The following is a 17459-nucleotide window of genomic DNA, read 5'->3' as shown; positions in this document are numbered from 1 at the left end:
ACCGACGCGAGGCCCGGACGGACGTGTGCAGCCCGGACGGGACGCGCCCGAAGCAGCAGCCCGAGCAGAAGGAGTCACGCCGTGACCCTCCACCGTCCGCACCGACCGCCCGGCGACCCCGCCGCCGTGCACGACCCCGCCGCCGTGCACGGCCACGCCGACGGCCCGGTCCCCGCCCACGGCCCGGTCCTGCCGTACGGACCGCACGCCACCGGCGAGCCGGTCACCGGCCGGACGGTGGGCTCCGCGCTGCCCGTCCGCCACCAGGTCCGCTTCGTGCCCGGTGTGCTGGATCCGGGCAACCCCGCCCTGGCCCGGGTCGGCGGACCGCCCGGGCGGCGGCTGGTCGTCGTGGAGGCCCGGGTGCACGAGCTCTACGGCCACCACCTCCACCGTTACCTGGCCGCCCGGGGCGTCGAGTACGAGACGCTGGTCCTGCTCGCGCACGAGCAGGTGAAGACCATGGACTCCGTGTTCCGGGTCGCCGACCGGATGGACTCCTTCGGCACCTCCCGGCGGGGCGAGCCGGTGATCGCGATCGGCGGCGGCGCGCTGACCGACGCCGTCGGCCTCGCCTGCAGCCTCTACCGGCGCTCGACGCCGTTCGTCCGGGTGCCCACCACGCTGATCGGCCTCGTGGACACGGGTGCCGGCGCCGGGGCGGGCGTCGGCCACGGCCGGCACAGGAACCGGCTCGGCACCTACCGCCCCGCCGTCGACACCCTGCTCGACCCGGCCTTCCTCGCCACCCTCGACCGCCGGCACCTCGGGAACGGGCTCGCCGAGATCCTCAAGGTGGCGCTGATCAAGGACCGGCACCTCTTCGAGCTGCTCGAACGGCACGGCCGCGACCTCCTGGACGAACGGTTCCAGGGCAGCCCGCGCGCCGGCGCCCAGGTGCTCACCCGGGCCGTGCGCGGCATGCTCCGTGAGCTGCAGCCCAATGCCCGGGACCACCAGCCGGAACGGCTGACGGACTACGGCCACTCGTTCAGCCCGACGGTCGAGCTGCGCGCGCTGCCCGAACTGCTGCACGGCGAGGCGGTCTGCGTCGACATGGCGCTCACCACGGTGGTCGCCCAGCGGCGCGGGCTGCTCGGCACGGAGCAGGCCGAGCGGATCCTGAGGCTGATGCGCCGGCTCGGACTGCCGGTCTGGCACCCGCTGATCGAACCGGTCACGCTCGCCGAGGCGCTCGCCGACACCGTCCGCCGTCGTGACGGCCGGCAGCGGTTGCCACTGCCGGCGGGGATCGGGTCGGGCGTGTTCGTCGACGATCTGACGGGTCGTGAACTTGCTTGCGCTGCGTGGTGGTTGAGGGACCGGTCGACCGCAACCCCGGCCGGTGAGGAGTACCCGGAGACGGAGGGGTGTGAGGTCCGTGCGTAGCGCGGTCGTGGTCGCTGACACCGGCACACCGGCGGACGTCCACGGTGTGCCCGGCGCGGCCGGGGTCACGCGGTCGGCCTGCCTGGCCCGCCGCGCCGGGCTCGCCGGGGCCTGGGAGGCCGTCGAATGGGTGCGCATCCCGCCCGGCGGGGTCAGCGGGGAACACCTGCACACCCGCACCCGGGAGATCTCCGTCGTGCTCGCGGGCAACGGCGTGGTCACGCTCGACGGCCGCCCGTACGCCGTCGGCGCCGGAGACGCGGTGCTGACGGCGGTCGGCACCCGGCACTGCCTGCGCAACCTCGGAGCGGGGGCACTGGAGCGGCTGGTGATCGAACTCCCGGCGGAGTTGGACGGCGACGCTCTCGTGGGCAGCACGGTGATCCGGGACCTGCGGCGCACCGGCCCGGTGGACCCGTCCGCCCTCCTCGGCGGTCCGCTGCGCCTGCTGCAGTCCGCCCGCCTGGCTTCCAGGGAGCGGGCCGGCCACACCGCCGACGGGGTCGAGCACACGCTCTTCGTCACGGCGGGGAGCGGCCGGGCCGCAGCTGGGGACGTGCGGGTGCCGCTGCGGCCGGGGACGGCGCTCACCCTGCCGCTCGGCAGTTCGGCGGACCTGGCGGCCGGCCCGGACGGGCTGGAGTACGTCCATGCGGAGCTCGTGGCGGAAGGGGCGGCGGCCGCAGACGGCTGACGGATGTCAACCGGTCGATGCCGGACGACGGATCGCAACTCCCGCCGTCGGTCATCTGCCGGTTTCTGCGGGTGCCCGCTCCCGGTGCTTCCCGTCCGGTCGCTCCCGGCCGCCTCCGGCCCGTCCCGGCCGCCTGCCCTGTCCCGGTCGCTCCCGGCCGGGCCCGGGACCGGCCGGGACGGGAACGGCGGCTCAGGTGCCCGGGGCGCCGGGCGGCCCATGGTCGAGGTCACAGACCCCGTGGGAGGAGGACCATGATGGGCCGCACCGCCGAACTCGACCGCCGCATCCAGGCCGGACCCGCGAACTTCGCCCTCCTGGTGCGCGGCGGCGAAGCGTCCTGGACGGAACTCGCCGACCGCCTGGCCGAGTTCGAAGCCGATCGATTCATCCTGGTGACCGACGGCGCTGCTCCCGCCGACCATCTCGCCCGGGTCCGGACCATCGCCGAGGCGCAGGCCCCGTGCACCGTCCTCGCACCGTCCGATCGGCCGGCGGCGCGACCGGCGTCCGACGGCCGGACCGTGGTGATCGCGATCGGTGGCGAACGGGCCTGCGGCGTCCCGGCCGACGTCCGCCTGCCGACCACGCTCGCGGCAGCGTGCGGCCCCGCGCTCGCGCTGCTGCGCCCGCCCGCCGGCGGGCACCGGGCTCCCCGCACCGCGCCCGCGCTGGTCTGGGTCCGCAGCGATGTGCTGGCCGGCCGTCCCGCTCCGGAGACCCGGGCCGGCATGGTCGAGGTGATCCGCCACGTCCTCGCCGTCTGCCCGGCGCAGTACGAGGTGCTCGCCAAGGTGCTGCGCCCGGACGGCCGTTACTCGCCGCAGGCCATTGCCGCCTGCCTCGCCCTCTGTGCCGACGCCCGTGCCGCGCTGGTCTGCTTCGATCCGTTCGAGACCGGCCCGGCCCTCGCGCTCGACTACGGGCGGAGTCTCGGCACTGCGGTGCACGTCATCGCCGCCGCCGCCGGCGCCGGTGGTGCCGACGTCGGTGCCCCCGGTGCCGGCGTTGCCGCGCTCGCGCCCGGCGACGCCGAGGCCCTGGGGCTGCTCCTCGCCGCCCACATCGCCGTCCACCGCGGCCTGCTGGACGGTGCCGGGGCATGGGCCCACCACGCACTTCTCGCCCGCAACGGTTCGGCGACGGCCCTGCCTGCGCTCCCCGTCCGGTCCGCCGGGACCGGCGCCCGCACCCCGGCCGCCGTACTCGCCGCCACCGCCGGGCCCGGGCTGCTGCTGCTCGCCGGCCTGGGGCACCCGTACTGTGCGCGCGGCCGCCTGCTCACCCCGGTCGACGCCACCGAGCTCCGGGCAGCCGTCGAGGGCCTGGGCCGGACCGCCGTTCCGCACAGCCGCGTCCCCGCTCAGGAGCCGCTGGCCGCCGCCACCGGATGACCGGCGGGCGGGGAACGGGCGGCACACGGGGAGCAGGACGGGACCGGCTCCCCGTGTGGCCGGGACGGCGGGCGCGACACCGTGGAAACCAGAGGCGGACCGGCACGGACCGCCGGAGACCAGAAGGAGTCCCGTCATGACGGGAACGGTCATCACCGACCTCCGCCGCCGCGGCGCCGTCGACCCGAGCCGGGTCCTGACCGGCCCGCTGCGCGCGATCGGCCTGCAGTGGCTCGACCCGGGCCGCAGCACCGAGGTCGCCGCCGAGGGCGTCGAGCACGCCCTCTACATCACCGCGGGCTCGGGCACGGCCACCGCCCCGGACGCCGATGCGGAGGCGGGCCCCGATGCCGGAATCCCGCTGCTCGAGGGCACCGCGCTGACCCTCCCGCTCGGCGCCCGGACGGCCCTCACCGCCGGTACGGCGGGCCTGGAGTACTTCCACGCCGTCCTCGCCGTCACCGGGCTCCCGGCCGGCGCCGAGGCCCCCGGGCACTCCGAAGCCCCCGACCACCCCGACCACCCCGACCACCCCGAGCGTCCGAAAGGAGGCGAGCCCAGGTGATCGTCACCACCGCCTCGGCCGCCGCCGCCGTCATCCTCGGCCCGCACGGCGAACGGATCCGGCTGCGCTGCCTGGCCCGCCGTTCGATGCTCAGCAGCGCCTGCGAGTCCTTCGACCACCTGCGGCTGAGCCCCGGCGCCCACCACGTGATACCCGGGCAGGCCGAGGCCGAGACCGTCCTCTACCTGCTGCGTGGCTCCCTCCTCGTCGGCCAGGCGACCGACGAGCCGGACCACTTGGCCGTCGGCGGTGATCTGCTGCTGGCCCGCCGGGCAACGTCGCTGCACCTCGACGCCGGACCGCTCGGCGCCGAACTTCTGGCCCTCACCCTCGCCGCACCCCGCCGCGCCGCGGCTGCCAGGGACGCCCTGGCCCGCCGCCGCGCCGAACGACGGACCCGCCCGTGAACGCCCGGGCCTGAACTCCGGCCTCACCCGCCCAAACGCCCGCCGTCCCGACCGCCGCTCCCGCCCTGGGACCGGAACGGGACGGCGGGCTCATGTGCCCGGGCCGGGCCCCCGCGCACAGTGGTGGAAGAGCGGCCGATCGGCTCGACCACTCGGAAGATCTGGAGCTATCCCCATGACTGCAAACACCGCAACGAAGGCACTGCGCGTGGCGTCCCTGCTGGTGGGTGTCACTGCGGCGGGCGCGGCGATCAGGTGTGCTGTGACCGCTTCGTCGAGTACGTCCGACGCGACAGCCATCGGCAGCCAGCCGGCCAAGCCGCCGGATGCCACGGCCCTGCGCGCGGCCCGACAGTGCGGGCCCGGCGACAAGCCGCCCTGCTGACCGACCGAACATTCCCTCACGGGGCTGCCCCCGGTACCGGACCTGGTACCGGGGGCAGCCCCTGTGAAGCGGGCCGGGCCGTGGGCGTCGTGGTGGACCGGGCCCACGGTCCGCGTGCCCGCGCCCGGCCGAGCGGTTTCGTACAGCCGGCCGGACGCTCAGGCGGCCGCCCGCCGCCCGCCGCCCGCCGCCCGCCGCCCGCCGCCCGCCGCCCGGCCGGGCGGTCAGGGCGTGGTGGGGTAGCGGGGCAGTACCGCGAGCACCCGGGTGCCGTGGTTCAGCGGCGCGACGGTGCAGCAGCCACCGATCTCGGCGGCGCGGTCGGCCATGGACCGCAGCCCGACACCGCCACCCACCTCCGCCCCACCCACCTCCGTCCCACCCGCCGCAGCCACGGCCTGCGTAGCACCAGCGGCCGCAGCCCCGTCCGCCGCAGCCCCGTCCGTCGTGGCTTCGATCGTGGCGTCGTCGGTGCCACCCGGGCCGCCGGAATCCGCGCCGCCCGCCGGCGGCTCTCCGCCCGCGATGCCGACGCCGTCGTCCTGGACGGTGAGGGTCAGCTTCTCGCGGTCCACCGAGACGCAGACCTCGGCGGACCGCGCGCGGGCGTGCCGCAGCACGTTGTTGAGCGCCTCCGCCGCGATGCGGTACACGGCCACCTCGACCGCGGCGGGCAGCTCCGGCAGGGGGTCCGGCCGCACCGTGACGTTGATGGACAGGCCCGCGCCGCTGAACGTGGTACCCAGCTGCCGGACCGCCCGGGTCAGCCCGAACTCGCCGAGCTGCGCGGGCCCCAACCGGTCGGTGATCCGCCGGACCTCCTTGATGGTCATCGCCAGGTCGGACGAGATGCCGCGCAGGCTGCCCGCGAGCCGGTCGTCCTCATCGAGCCCGATGCCGGCGCTGTCGACCCGCAGCCGCAGCCCGGCCAGGGCGGGCCCGAGGCCGTCATGGATGTCCCGGCGCAGCCAGCGCCGCTCCTCCTCGCGTGCGGCGACGATCTGCTCCCGGCTGGCCTGGAGGTCCTCCAGCAGCCGGAGGGAGGCAACCGCCGGCGAGGCCTGGTCGGCGAGCGAGCGCAGGATGTCCACGTCGCTGCGGTCCAGCTGCTCCTCGCCCGCCCGGAGCCCGACGGTCAGCTCACCGATGACGGTGCCGTTGTGGACGAGCTCGAAGCCCTGCCTGGTCCCGTCCAGCCGCCCGACCGCGGCCAGCCGGCGCGAGCCTGCCCGCGTGCTGACCGTCAGGGCGACTCCGGGCAGTCTCAGCTCCTCGGCGACGGTCGAACAGAGCGCGACGGGTAGCCGCTCGGGGTCGACCACCTGCCGGACGCGTTCTGCAAGCGTCCGCAGCACCTGGTAGGGCTGGGCACGCTCGCCGTAGTACAGCCGGTCGACCAGCCCGCACGCCCACCGGGCCGCCCGTGGCAGACCGGAGCCCAGCGCGAAGACGAGAACGATCAGCAGCAGGGCCGCGGCGCCGCGCCCGGGCACCAGCCAGCTCGACAGCAGACCGGCGAACACCACGAACAGCGTGGTCAGCCCGGTGGCGAGCAGGAGCCCGCTGAGGATCCGGCGGGCGGCCCGGTCGAGCTTCCAGCCGCCGTCCTTGATGACCAGAACGGCGACGGCGACGACCCAGAACGCGCTGGCCGCGGCCCAGAGCACATAGGCGCGCCAGTAGTCCTCCGCGGCCGTCCGGGTGTAGAAGTCCTGCATGGCGGCCCACCACAGATAGGCGGTGAGCATCAGGCCGAGGTGCAGGCGGTTCCTCGGGGCCGATCTGAGCAGCCGGGCCAGCAGCACGGCCCCCGCGAAGGCGACCAGGGCGTAGAAGACCTGCTGGTCGTACGCGCCCACACGGTCGTAGAGCCACGCCAGCGCCCGGGCCGGCGGGGCGCCCGCCACCGGGTTGGCGCGGTCGAACATCCGGTCCTCGCCGATCTCCGACAGGTAGATCGTGATCTGCCAGAGTGCGACCGCACCGATGTACCAGTACCACCGGCGGTCCGTCAGCCGCCCGGAGGGGAGCCAGAGCGGCAGGACGAAGAACAGCGTCTCGCGGACCGTGTCGCAGACGGCGTCGAGCACGGTCACCGCGCCCACGATCCCGGGGTCGCCGACCTCGACCCAGACGGCCGCGGCCGCCGCGTCGGGGGCGATCGAGGCGAGCGCGTAGATCAGCATCACCCAGCCGAGCGGGCTGCCGGGCCGGTGCGCGTGCAGCAGCATGCCGGCCCCGGCGGTGGGCAGCGCGTAGGCCAGTACGAGCAGCTGGTTCCGGGGCACCACCACGGCCGGACTGCCCAGATGGGCGAGAACGTAACAGCTCCACAGGGTGGCGAGGGCCAGGCACAGGCACGTGACGGCGGCGGCCGCCGCGAGCTGCCGCTGGGCACCGGTGCGGCGGGCGGCGGGCCGGCGGGTGCGGGCGGGCGGCCGGGGCCGGGGAGAGATCACCGTGATCATGGCACCGCCTCGAAACGGGCTGGGGTGTGGTCCGCCGACGGCCGTTCGCCGGGCACTGGTGGCAGTCTCGTCGGCCCGCCGTCCCGGGCGCATGGGGCAGCGGTCTCGTCCTGCGTGCCGGAGGTCCGGACGGGCGGGCGACACTCCGAGCATGTCACGGAAAGTCACTCGACCATCGCTGGTAGTGTCGGCCAGGTGGACCAACAGCACCCCGCCGCCCAGCCCGCTCCGCAGCCGGCCCCCGGCCCCTGGGACGAGCCGCAGGACGCGCCACGGGACGAACCCGCGGAGCAGCCCGCCCACGCGGCCGTCCGGCAGCCCGGCGGCGAAGGGCCGGACGGGTACGACGGCTGGCCGGGCTCCGGGCCGACGGGTGCACAGGCCCGCGACCAGGCGGAGGACCCCTCCGGGAAGCCGTCAGGGGACCCGCCCGGGGAACCGGACGGCTCACCCGTCCGGGTGCTGATCGTCGACGACCACCCGCTGTTCCGCGAGGGCCTCAAGGCCGCACTGCAGAGCGCCGAGGGCATCGCCGTGGTGGCCGAGGCCGAGCGGGTCGGCGCGGTGCCGGACGCGGTCGCCCGGCACCGCCCGGACGTGGTGGTCATGGACCTCTCGCTGCCGGACGGCTCCGGGCTGGAGGCCGCCCGCCTGCTCGCCGCCCAGCCGCCCGCCCCGCCGGTGCTGATGCTCACCATGGCCGACGACGACGGCAGCCTGCTGGCCGCGCTCCAGGCGGGAGCGCGCGGCTACCTGGTGAAGGGCGCGGGCCGGGAGGAGGTGCTGCACGCGGTGCGGACGGTCGCGGCGGGTGGTGCCGTGTTCGGCGCGGACGTGGCGGGCCGGATCACCGCGCTGCTGGCGGGGGCCCGGCTGCGCGAGGCGGGCCAGCTGTTCCCCGCGCTGACCGCCCGCGAGGCGGAGGTGCTGGACCTGGTGGCGCGGGGGCTGGACAACCGGCGGATCGCCCGCGAGCTGGTGGTGGCGGAGAAGACGGTCCGCAACCACGTCACCCACATCTTCGAGAAGCTGCACGTGGCGACCCGCGCGGAGGCGGTGGCCCGGGCGCGCGACATGGGCCTCGGCGACAGCTGACCCGGCCCGGACACCCCGCTCGGCCGGCGCCCCGGACGGCGACCCGGGCGGGGACGCCGGCCGCGGCCCGGACGGCGCCCCGGACGGCGACCCGGTCGAAGCGCGGCCCGGAGCAGCGGCCGGGGCCACGACTGCACCGCAGGCCGGATCCGGGGCCGGGACCGGCCTGCCGTCCCGCGCGCCCGGGACGGCGGGCCGCCGAGGATGCGGGGAAGGGGACCCGTTCGGGTACCCCCGCAGGCGCCCGTACGGAGGCTCACACGGAGGCCCACATGAGCGAACCGGCCACGGCCACCATGAGCCGAGCCACCGCCGACCGGCCGGGTCAGGCCGGCCTGACCTGGGCCTACTGGGCCTGCGGGCTGACGCTGGCCAGCGGCCTCGGCTGGGTGGTGCTGGCCCTGACCCGCCAGGACGCCGCCTGGGCCGAGCCGTTCTTCCTCCACGACGGCGAGACGGTGCTGCTCGGGTTCGCCTTCGGGCTCTCCGGCCTGCTGATCCTCGCCCACCGCGCCGGGCCGGACGAACCGGCACTCGCCGCCGCACCCCCGCGCGCCGCCACCGCCGCACCCCCGCGCGCCACCGCCGCCGCACCAACCCCCGAAGCCGCCCGCCCCGCCCCCGGGGAGCCCCGCCCCATCGGCCGCAGCCTCGGCGTGACCATGCTCGCCGCCGGCCTCGGCGGCTGCCTCTCCCGCTTCTTCCTGCTCGCCACCGCGTCGGCCGGCGCCGGCCCCGTGCCGGAGGCCGTCGGCGCGGCGATGCTGCTCGCCTCGGTCACCCTGTTCATCTTCCTGTCCCTCGCGCTCCCCCTCTGGCTGCCCGAGGGCCGGCTTCCCGGCGGTTGGGGGCGCCTCTTCGTCGCCGCGATCGCGGTGTGGAGCGCCTGCCACGCCTGCGTGGTGCGGCTCGGCGTGCCCCTGCCCTACTTCGGGGACGTCCTGGTGCCCCAGGGGGAGGGGCTGCCGCTGGACGAGTGGCACGTCACCCTCGTCTCCTGGGCCGTCGTCACGGGCAGCCTGACGGTGGCCGCGGTGCGGTGGTGGCGCTCGGCCCGCCCGCACCGGACGGTCGCCCCGGTGCTCGTCCCATACCTGATCTGGCTGATCACCACCAACATCGCGCTCCGGATGGGAAGTTCGGAGAGTTTCGGTGCGTTCGCCTACTTCACCGGCTCCGCACTCTGGATGCTCGGCGCCGTCGGCTACGCCTTCACCCGCGACCGCTCCCGCTACCTCGACCGTGCCACCCGCCGGATGCTCAGCGTGCTCGCCCTCACCGCGATGCTGATCTCGGGCTACCTCGGCATCGGGCTGCTGCTGCGCCGCGCGCTGCCCCAGGCCAGCACCGCCGGTGCCCAGCTCCTCGCAGCCGGCGCGCTCGCCATCGGCGGACTTCTCGGCCCGACCACCCGCTGGGTGCTCCGCGCCGTCGACCGCTTCTACTACGGCGACCGGGCCCGCCCCTACCAGGTGGTGCGCGAGCTCGCCGAACGGCTCAGCCGGGCCGTCAGCCCGGCCGACGCGCCGCCGCTGCTCTGCGACACGGTGGTCAACGCCCTCGGCCTGCCCGGCGCCCGGGTCGTCCTGCACACCCGCAACGGCCCGCACGAAGTCGCCTCGGTCGGCACCGTCGCTCCCAACAGCCAGGTGTTCCCCCTCAGTTACGAGGGCGCCGTGATCGCCGACCTCTACGCGCCGCCGCGCGTCGGCCAGCCCGTACTGGACGCCCAGGACCACGAGGTGCTGCGCTTCCTCGCCGACCAGGCCGCGCCGGCCATCGCCTCGCTGCGCATGTACGAGGAACTCCAGGCCGGGCGACGGCAGATCGTGCTGGCCCGGGAGGAGGAACGCCGTCGGCTGCGGCACGACCTCCACGACGGGCTCGGCCCCACCCTCTCCGGGCTGCGGCTCGGCGTCGACACCGCGCGCGCGGCCGTTCCCGAGGACTCCCCGGCCGCCCGGTCGCTGCGCGCGGTCTCGGCCGGGATCGGCCAGGCGATCGTCGAGCTGCGCCGGATCACGGAGGGTCTGGCGCCGGCGGCGCTGGCGAGCGACGGGCTGGCGGGCGCGTTGCGCCGGCTGGTCGCCGGGCTGGACGGGGACCACGTCCGGCTCGCCCTGGTGCTCGACCCGGACCCGCCGCCCGCACTGCCGGCCGCCGTCGAGGTGGCGGTGCTGCGGATCAGCGGCGAGGCGCTGAACAACGTGCTGCGTCACTCGGGCGCCACGGAGGCCCGGTTGACGCTGCGGGTCCGCCCGGACGAGGTGGTGGTCGAGGCCCGCGACGACGGCCGCGGTTTCCCGGGCCCGGGCCGTGCCGGCGCCACCGACGGCCGGGCCGAGCCGTCGCCCCTCCCGGTGGCCGATGCAGCGCCCGGTCACCGGCCCGGCGACGGGCCCGGCGAAGCGTCCGGGGCGACGACCGACCACCGGGCGGGTTCCGGTCTCGGTCTGCGCTCGATGGCCGAGCGGGCCGAGGAATTGGGTGGCGGTTTCACCGCCGTCAACCACGACGGCGGCGCCATCGTCCGGGCGGTACTGCCGCGGACGCCGGCCGCCTCCGAGGTGGGTGCTCCGAGCGTGGGCGCGCGCAGCGCGTCGGAGTTCGGCTGACGGACGACGACTGCCGGATGTCACGATCCGTCAGCTGTTGTCCGTCATGCGCCTGCCGTCAACCGTGCCGCCGCCACGCCCGGCCCTCTTGACGGAACCGAGGGTTGCCTTAATCATCATGGTCGCGTCAACTTCGCGGGCGCGCCCCTGTTCTTGCTCTGCACATCGACCGGACCCCTACTCCGGCCGGCCCCTGACTCCACCCGTCGCCCGCGAGGTTCCGCACTTTCCGTTCTGCCCCACCAGAAACCGGAGCCTCCCTTGACCGAGCGCGCCTCGCGGCGATCCCGCCTGCGCCGATCCGCCCTGTCGACCGGGGCGGTCGTCACTCTCGCCGCCGCCCTGTTCGCCCCCGCCGCAGTCGCGGCCCCCACGGCGGCCCCCACGGCGGCCCCCGCCGCACCGGCCGCCGGCACGGCGGCTGCCGCCGCCCCCGACATCCCGGTCGCCAACGTGAAGGCGCACCTGGCCCAACTGCAGTCGATAGCCACCGCCAACGGCGGCAACCGCGCCCACGGGCGGGCCGGCTACAAGGCCTCGATCGACTACGTGAAGGGCAAGTTGGACGCGGCGGGCTTCACCACCACGCTGCAGACCTTCAGTTACAACGGCTCGACCGGCTACAACCTGGTCGCCGACTGGCCGGGCGGGGACACCTCGCACGTCGTGATGGCCGGAGCCCACCTGGACTCCGTCACCGGAGGCCCGGGCATCAACGACAACGGCTCCGGCTCGGCCGGCATCCTGGAGACCGCGCTGGCCGTCTCCCGGGCCGGGCTCAAGCCCGCCAAGCACCTGCGCTTCGGCTGGTGGGGCGCCGAGGAGTACGGCATGGTCGGCTCCAAGAACTACGTCAACAGCCTTCCCTCCGCCGAGCGTTCGAAGATCGACACCTACCTCAACTTCGACATGATCGGCTCGCCCAACCCGGGCTACTTCACCTACCGGTACGACACCGCGCTGGACGCGCTGTTCCGCGACTACTTCGCGGGCCTCGGCATCGCCACCGAGCAGGACTTCGAGGGCGACGGCCGCTCCGACCACGCCCCGTTCCAGGACGCCGGCATCCGGGTCGGAGGCCTCTTCAGCGGCGCCGACTACACCAAGACCAGTGCCCAGGCGGCCAAGTGGGGCGGGACGGCGGGCCAGCCGTTCGACCGCTGCTACCACTCCTCCTGTGACACCAGCGCCAACATCGACGACACGGCGCTTGACCGGATGAGCGACGCCATCGCCTACGCGGTCTGGACGCTCTCGGCCGGCGACACCACGCCGCCCACCGGCACCGTCTTCGAGAACACCGCCGACGTCCAGATCCCCGACTACGGCTCCGCGGTGACCTCCGACCTCGCGGTGACCGGGCAGACCGGCAATGCGCCCGCCGCCCTCAAGGTCGGCGTCGACATCAAGCACACCTGGCGCGGCGACCTCGTCGTCGACCTGGTCGCGCCGAACGGCACCACGTTCCGGCTGAAGAACTCCAGCGGCAACGACTCCGCGCCCAACGTCCAGACCACCTACACGGTCAACGCCTCCGCGGTGCCCGCCAACGGCACGTGGAAGCTGAAGGTCCAGGACGTGGCCCGGCAGGACACCGGCTACATCGACAGCTGGAAGCTCACCTTCTGACGCTCTCGCGGCAGGAGCGCGAAGCAAGCCGCACGAGGTGAAGGGGTGCCGGCCGCCGCCGGCACCCCCGCTCGCGGAGCCGCTCGAGCCGCCGAGGCCGTCGCGGCCACGGCGGCCGAAGCGGCCGTAGCGGCCAGGACGGCCGCTACGGCCACGACAGCCCTGTGACTGCTACGGCTGCATCTCGTAGGCGCCGGAGAGCGCCTCGACCCGGGCCCACACCTTCGCCGCCCGCTCGCCGTCCGCGACCGGGCGGCGGACGTGCGCCAGCGCCCAGGCGGCCTGCGCCTCGGTCGCGGACGCCTTGCCGTGCAGCTCGGTGGCGTGCGCGGAGAAGTCCCGCACCAGCGCGTCGAAGATCTGGTCCAGGACGTCCGCCTCCAGCCCGGTCAACTCGGCCTGCTCCAGCACCAGCTGGCCGTAGACGATCAGCGCGAACAGCTGGCCGATCTCGAGCAGGAAGTCCAGGTCCGCCTGCTGCTCCGCGCTCGGCGCGTGCTGGACGAGGAACTCGCAGAAGCCGTCGGCCTGTTCGCGGAACCGGGCGACGTTCGGGACGTGCGCGTGCGCGTCGTACGCGGTGCGCCAGTCGTGGAAGCGGATCGCGCCCAGACCGCGGGCCGGGCCCTGCTGGAACAGGAACTCGTCGTCGGCCGCGTCCAGCCGGCTCGGAACCGGCGCGTACTCGGCCGGGCTGAACAGGTAGTTGGCCATGAACTTGAGGATCAGCGCCAGGTTGACGTGGACGGTGCCCTCCAGCTTCGGAAGGCCGCGGATGTCCTTCGCCGCCTTGTCGAAGTAGGTGTCCGCCTCGAAGCCCTTGGCCGCGATGACGTCCCACATCAGGTCGATGACCTTCTCGCCCTCCGTGGTGACCTTCATCTTGGTCATCGGGTTGAAGAGCAGGTAGCGACGGTCCTCGGGTGAGGCGGTGCGGAAGTAGTCCACCGCGCGGTCGGAGAACAGCTTCATCGCCACCAGGCGGGCGTACGCGTCGGTCAGTTCACGCCGCACGTGCGGGAAGTCGGTGACCTTCTTGCCGTAGAGCACCCGGTTGTGGGCGTGCGTGACGGCCTCGTACATCGCGTGCTCGCAGATGCCGACGGAGGCGGTGCAGAGGTTGAACTTGCCGACGTTGACGGTGTTCAGCGCGGCGTCGAAGGCGGCCTTGCCGGTGTGCAGCACGTCCTCGGCGCGCACCGGGTAGTCCTCCAGCCGGAACTCGCTGACGTACATCTGGGCGTTCACGACGTTCTTGACCAGGTGGTACGCCTCGTGGCGGCTGTCGGCGGCGAAGAAGACGTAGCCCTCCGGGCCCTCGACGTCCGAGCGGCGGCCGAACACCGAGACCAGGCCGGCGACGTTGCCGTTGCCGATGTAGTACTTGGGGCCGGTGGCGGTGAAGCCGCCCTCGCCGTCGGGGGTGAGGATCATGTCCGTCGAGTAGATGTCGGCGCCGTGGCTGCGCTCGGAGAGGCCGAACGCCATCACGTGACCCTCCGCCAGCAGCTGGGCGGCACGGGCCCGGACGGCCTCGTTCTCGCTCTGCCAGACCGGGCCGAGGCCGAGGATGGTGACCTGCCAGGTGTACCAGTAGCCGAGGCCGTAGAAGCCGAGGATCTCGTTCAGCTCGGCGATCCGGGCGGTGTCCCAGCGCTTGGCCGGGTCGGCCGAGGACGGGGTCAGGAACTCCGCGAACAGGCCTTCCTTCGCGGCGAATTCGAGGAAGTCGGCGTACCAGGTGCGGTCGATGTAGGTGTCGATCAGCGCCTTCTTGCCGCGTGACTCGAACCAGTCCACGGTCGCGCGCAGCAGTCGGCGGGTCGGCTCGTCGAACTGCGCGGGGTCGTACGTACGCGGGTTGAAGAGCATCACGGGCTCCCGGGGGTCGAGGGATTCGAGGGGTGTGGGGACGGTGTGGGGTACGGGGTGCCCTGGGGCACGGGGCGGCCCGGGGCCTGGGCGGCCCGGGCCTACGGCCGGTGGTCGCCGGAGCCGCCGGGGCTGCCGGGGCTGCCGGGGCCTGCTTGGTCGGCGGCGAGGCGGTGCAGGGTGGCGAGCACGTCGTCCAGCCAGGCGAGGGTCATCCGCTCGTACTCGATGCCGCCGCGCAGCACCACGTGCTGGAGCTGCTGCCGGGGGTCGAGCACGGCGGGGGAGGGGAAGTCGCGCTGCTCGCCGTGCAGGTAGCGGGCGAGCAGGGCGGCGTGGCCCTCGCGGTGGCGTTCGACCTCGGCGATCAGCGCGGCCGGGTCGTCGAAGGCAGCGGCGCGGATCTTGACCGCCAGCTCGTGCCGGACGGTCTCCGGTTCGACCGGCTCGCGCAGCCAGCCGGCCAGGGCGGTGCGGCCCGGCTCGGCGGCCGAGTACACCTTCTTGTCCGGCCGGCCGTCCTGGGCGACCTCCTCGGCCGAGATCCAGCCGTCGGCCTCCATGCGTCGCAGCACCCGGTAGATCTGCTGGTGGGTGGCGGTCCAGAAGCGGCCGATCGAGCGGTCGAACCGCCGGGCCAGCTCGTAGCCCGAGCCGGGCTGCTCCAGCAGCGAGACGAGGATCGCGTGCTCCAGTGCCATGACCGGCATCCTGCTATGCAACGAGTTGCATACACAAGGGCGCCCCGCCCGGGTGAGACGCAGCTCACCGCTTCGTCGGCGCGGCGGGAAACCCGACAGGGTAGCTTCCGAGGCAAAAAGGTGCAAAACGGTAGATCGGCGCCAGAATGGGTAAGGGCGCGCTAGCGCCTTCCATGTTCCGGACGTAGGAGGTGGTATCGGTGTCTACCCAGATTCCGATGGGCATGGAGCACCATCCGGACATCGTCGAACTACGGGAGCACTACGAGCGGGTCACGCTGACCCCGCAGGCCCAGGGCATCGAGGCCCTGGCCGTTCTCGCCGGTCTCTTCCTGGCGGCCTCGCCATGGATCGTCGGCTTCACCGCCTTCAGCACGCTGACCGTCACCTGCCTGATCGTCGGCCTGGCGTACTGCCTGCTGATGGCCGGATACGGCTCGGCGTACGAGCGCACCCACGCACGGGCCTGGGCCGCGACCCTGCTCGGCGCGTGGACGATCATCTCTCCCTGGGTGGTGTCCGGTGAGGTGGACCGTGGCAAGAACATCGTCACCTGCCTGATCGCGGGCGGCGTGATGTTCCTGCTGGGGCTCGCCGCGATCTCGATGGCCACCATGACATCGAACGGAGCGTCGATGAGGCGCGGCCGGGCCGGCCGGGCCAGGAGCTGACCTCACGGGAAGCCCGGACGGGCAGCCCGGACCGGGGCGCGGAACGGCGAGGCCGCCGTCCGCGCCCCGGCACGTCCGCCCCTGCGGGGCGGCACTGCGGCCGCCCCGCCGCCTCGGGCTACGGCCGGGTCATCCGCAGCACGTCCAGCGCCTCGTCCAGCTGCTCCCGGGTGAGCAGCCCCTGCTCCAGGTAGCCCCGCTCCAGCACCACCTGACGGATCGTCTTCCGCTCGGCCAGCGCCTGCTTGGCGACCTTGGCGGCCTCCTCGTAGCCGATGTACCGGTTGAGCGGGGTGACCACCGACGGCGAGGACTCCGCGTACTCGCGGGCCCGTTCGGCGTTGGCGGTGATGCCGTCCACCGTCCGGTCGGCCAGCAGCCGGGCGCTGTTGGCGAGCAGCCGGACCGACTCCAGCACATTGCGGGCGATCACCGGGAGCATCACGTTCAGCTCGAAGTTGCCGCTCGCGCCCGCCACCGTGACGGTCGCGTCGTTGCCGATCACCTGCGCCGAGACCATCAGCACCACCTCGGGCAGCACCGGGTTCACCTTGCCGGGCATGATCGACGAACCCGGCTGGAGGTCGGGCAGGTTGATCTCCCCGAGACCGGTTCGCGGGCCCGAGCCCATCCAGCGCAGATCGTTGGCGATCTTGGTGAAGCCGACCGCGACGGTGCGCAGCTGGCCGCTCAGCTCGACCAGGCCGTCCCGCGCACCCTGCGCCTCGAAGTGGTCGCGGGCCTCCGTCAGCGGCAGGTCGGTGGCCCGGGCCACCTCCTCGATCACGGCCGCGGCGAACCCGGGCGGGGTGTTGATGCCGGTGCCCACCGCCGTGCCGCCGAGCGGCAGTTCGGCGACCCGGGGGAGCGTCGCCAGCAGCCGCTCCCGCCCGTGCCGCACCTGCGCCGCGTACCCGGCGAACTCCTGGCCCAGGGTGACCGGGGTGGCGTCCATCAGGTGCGTCCGGCCGGACTTCACCACCTGCGCGAACTCCGCCGCCTTGCGCTCCAGCGCCTCCGCCAGGTGCTCCAGTGCGGGGATCAGGTCGTGGGTGACGGCGGCGGTGGCCGCGATGTGGATCGAGGACGGGAACACGTCGTTCGAGGACTGGCTCGCGTTGACGTGGTCGTTCGGGTGGACGGGCCGGCCCAGCCGCTCCGAGGCCAGCGTCGCGATCACCTCGTTGGTGTTCATGTTGGACGAGGTGCCGGAGCCGGTCTGGAACACGTCCACCGGGAACTCGGCGTCCCAGCGGCCCTCCGCGACCTGCTCCGCGGCGGTCGCGATCGCCTCCGCCGTCTCGTCGTCCAGCACCCCGAGCCGGGCGTTCACCCGCGCGGCGGCCGCCTTGATCCGGGCCAGCGCCGCGATGTGGGCGCGCTCCAGCCGCTGGCCGGACACCGGGAAGTTCTCCACCGCCCGCTGCGTCTGCGCCTGCCACTTCGCCGCGGCCGGCACCCGGACCTCGCCCATCGAGTCGTGCTCGGTCCGGTACTCCTGCTCGTCGCCCATCGCGCGCTGCTCCTCCCGGCCGGCCCCGGGGGGCGGCCTTGGTCTCGGTCGTGCTGTCGGT

General features: G+C 74.3%; 13 protein-coding genes. 9 read left to right on the top strand and 4 right to left on the bottom strand.

From position 1 onward, the window contains the following. Nucleotides 1-81 precede the first annotated feature (81 nt). The 5 genes from OG286_RS09865 to OG286_RS09845 all read left to right on the top strand — a co-directional run bounded on the left by OG286_RS09865 (nt 82) and on the right by OG286_RS09845 (nt 4449). The gene (locus OG286_RS09865; protein ID WP_396319791.1) at nt 82-1389 is read left to right on the top strand and encodes a sedoheptulose 7-phosphate cyclase; all 1308 of its coding nucleotides are present in this window, start codon (nt 82-84) and stop codon (nt 1387-1389) included. Next, the gene (locus OG286_RS09860; RefSeq protein ID WP_396319792.1) at nt 1382-2083 is read left to right on the top strand and encodes a cupin domain-containing protein; all 702 of its coding nucleotides are present in this window, start codon (nt 1382-1384) and stop codon (nt 2081-2083) included. The genes OG286_RS09865 and OG286_RS09860 overlap by 8 nt, the downstream gene beginning before the upstream one ends. Nucleotides 2084-2337: 254 nt before the next feature. After that, nucleotides 2338-3477 carry a hypothetical protein gene (locus OG286_RS09855; protein ID WP_405365058.1) on the top strand — a complete coding sequence of 380 codons (1140 nt, stop codon included), beginning with the start codon at nt 2338-2340 and terminating at the stop codon, nt 3475-3477. Nucleotides 3478-3613: 136 nt separating this feature from the next. Further along, nucleotides 3614-4042: a hypothetical protein gene (locus tag OG286_RS09850; protein WP_405365056.1), complete on the top strand. Its 429-nt coding sequence runs from the start codon at nt 3614-3616 to the stop codon at nt 4040-4042. Next, nucleotides 4039-4449: a hypothetical protein gene (locus tag OG286_RS09845; protein ID WP_405362214.1), complete on the top strand. Its 411-nt coding sequence runs from the start codon at nt 4039-4041 to the stop codon at nt 4447-4449. The genes OG286_RS09850 and OG286_RS09845 overlap by 4 nt, the downstream gene beginning before the upstream one ends. A 609-nt stretch (nt 4450-5058) precedes the next feature. Here OG286_RS09845 and OG286_RS09840 read toward each other — a convergent pair. Next, nucleotides 5059-7302, bottom strand: coding sequence for a sensor histidine kinase (locus OG286_RS09840; RefSeq protein WP_405365054.1), 2244 nt, complete (start codon nt 7300-7302; stop codon nt 5059-5061). A gap of 459 nt (nt 7303-7761) precedes the next feature. Here OG286_RS09840 and OG286_RS09835 point away from each other — a divergent pair, with 459 nt between their 5' ends. From OG286_RS09835 to OG286_RS09825, 3 genes are all read left to right on the top strand, one after another. Next, nucleotides 7762-8397, top strand: a complete 636-nt coding sequence (locus OG286_RS09835; RefSeq protein WP_396320141.1) for a response regulator — start codon at nt 7762-7764, stop codon at nt 8395-8397. 272 nt (nt 8398-8669) lie between these two features. Further along, entirely contained in the window at nt 8670-11012 is a 2343-nt protein-coding gene (locus tag OG286_RS09830) for a sensor histidine kinase (RefSeq protein ID WP_405365052.1), read from the top strand. Between the two features lie 342 nt (nt 11013-11354). Next, complete coding sequence (locus OG286_RS09825) at nt 11355-12641, top strand: M28 family metallopeptidase (RefSeq protein ID WP_405366043.1); 1287 nt, start codon at nt 11355-11357, stop codon at nt 12639-12641. A 171-nt stretch (nt 12642-12812) separates the two neighbouring features. Here the strand turns inward: OG286_RS09825 and OG286_RS09820 are convergent, their stop codons facing one another. Further along, a complete protein-coding gene (locus OG286_RS09820) occupies nt 12813-14513 on the bottom strand; it encodes an acyl-CoA dehydrogenase family protein (protein WP_405362219.1) in 1701 nt (566 codons plus the stop codon). Nucleotides 14514-14614: 101 nt separating this feature from the next. Further along, nucleotides 14615-15214, bottom strand: coding sequence for a PadR family transcriptional regulator (locus tag OG286_RS09815; protein ID WP_405362221.1), 600 nt, complete (start codon nt 15212-15214; stop codon nt 14615-14617). 200 nt (nt 15215-15414) lie between these two features. Between OG286_RS09815 and OG286_RS09810 the strand changes: the two genes are divergently transcribed. After that, entirely contained in the window at nt 15415-15885 is a 471-nt protein-coding gene (locus OG286_RS09810; protein WP_396319800.1) for an SPW repeat protein, read from the top strand. A gap of 118 nt (nt 15886-16003) precedes the next feature. Here the strand turns inward: OG286_RS09810 and OG286_RS09805 are convergent, their stop codons facing one another. After that, the gene (locus tag OG286_RS09805) at nt 16004-17398 is read right to left on the bottom strand and encodes a class II fumarate hydratase (protein WP_396319801.1); all 1395 of its coding nucleotides are present in this window, start codon (nt 17396-17398) and stop codon (nt 16004-16006) included. Nucleotides 17399-17459: the final 61 nt, after the last annotated feature.

This window comes from Kitasatospora sp. NBC_00039 (assembly GCF_045160625.1).
Lineage (GTDB): Bacteria > Actinomycetota > Actinomycetes > Streptomycetales > Streptomycetaceae > Kitasatospora.
This window is presented reverse-complemented; position numbering and strand designations above follow the sequence as displayed.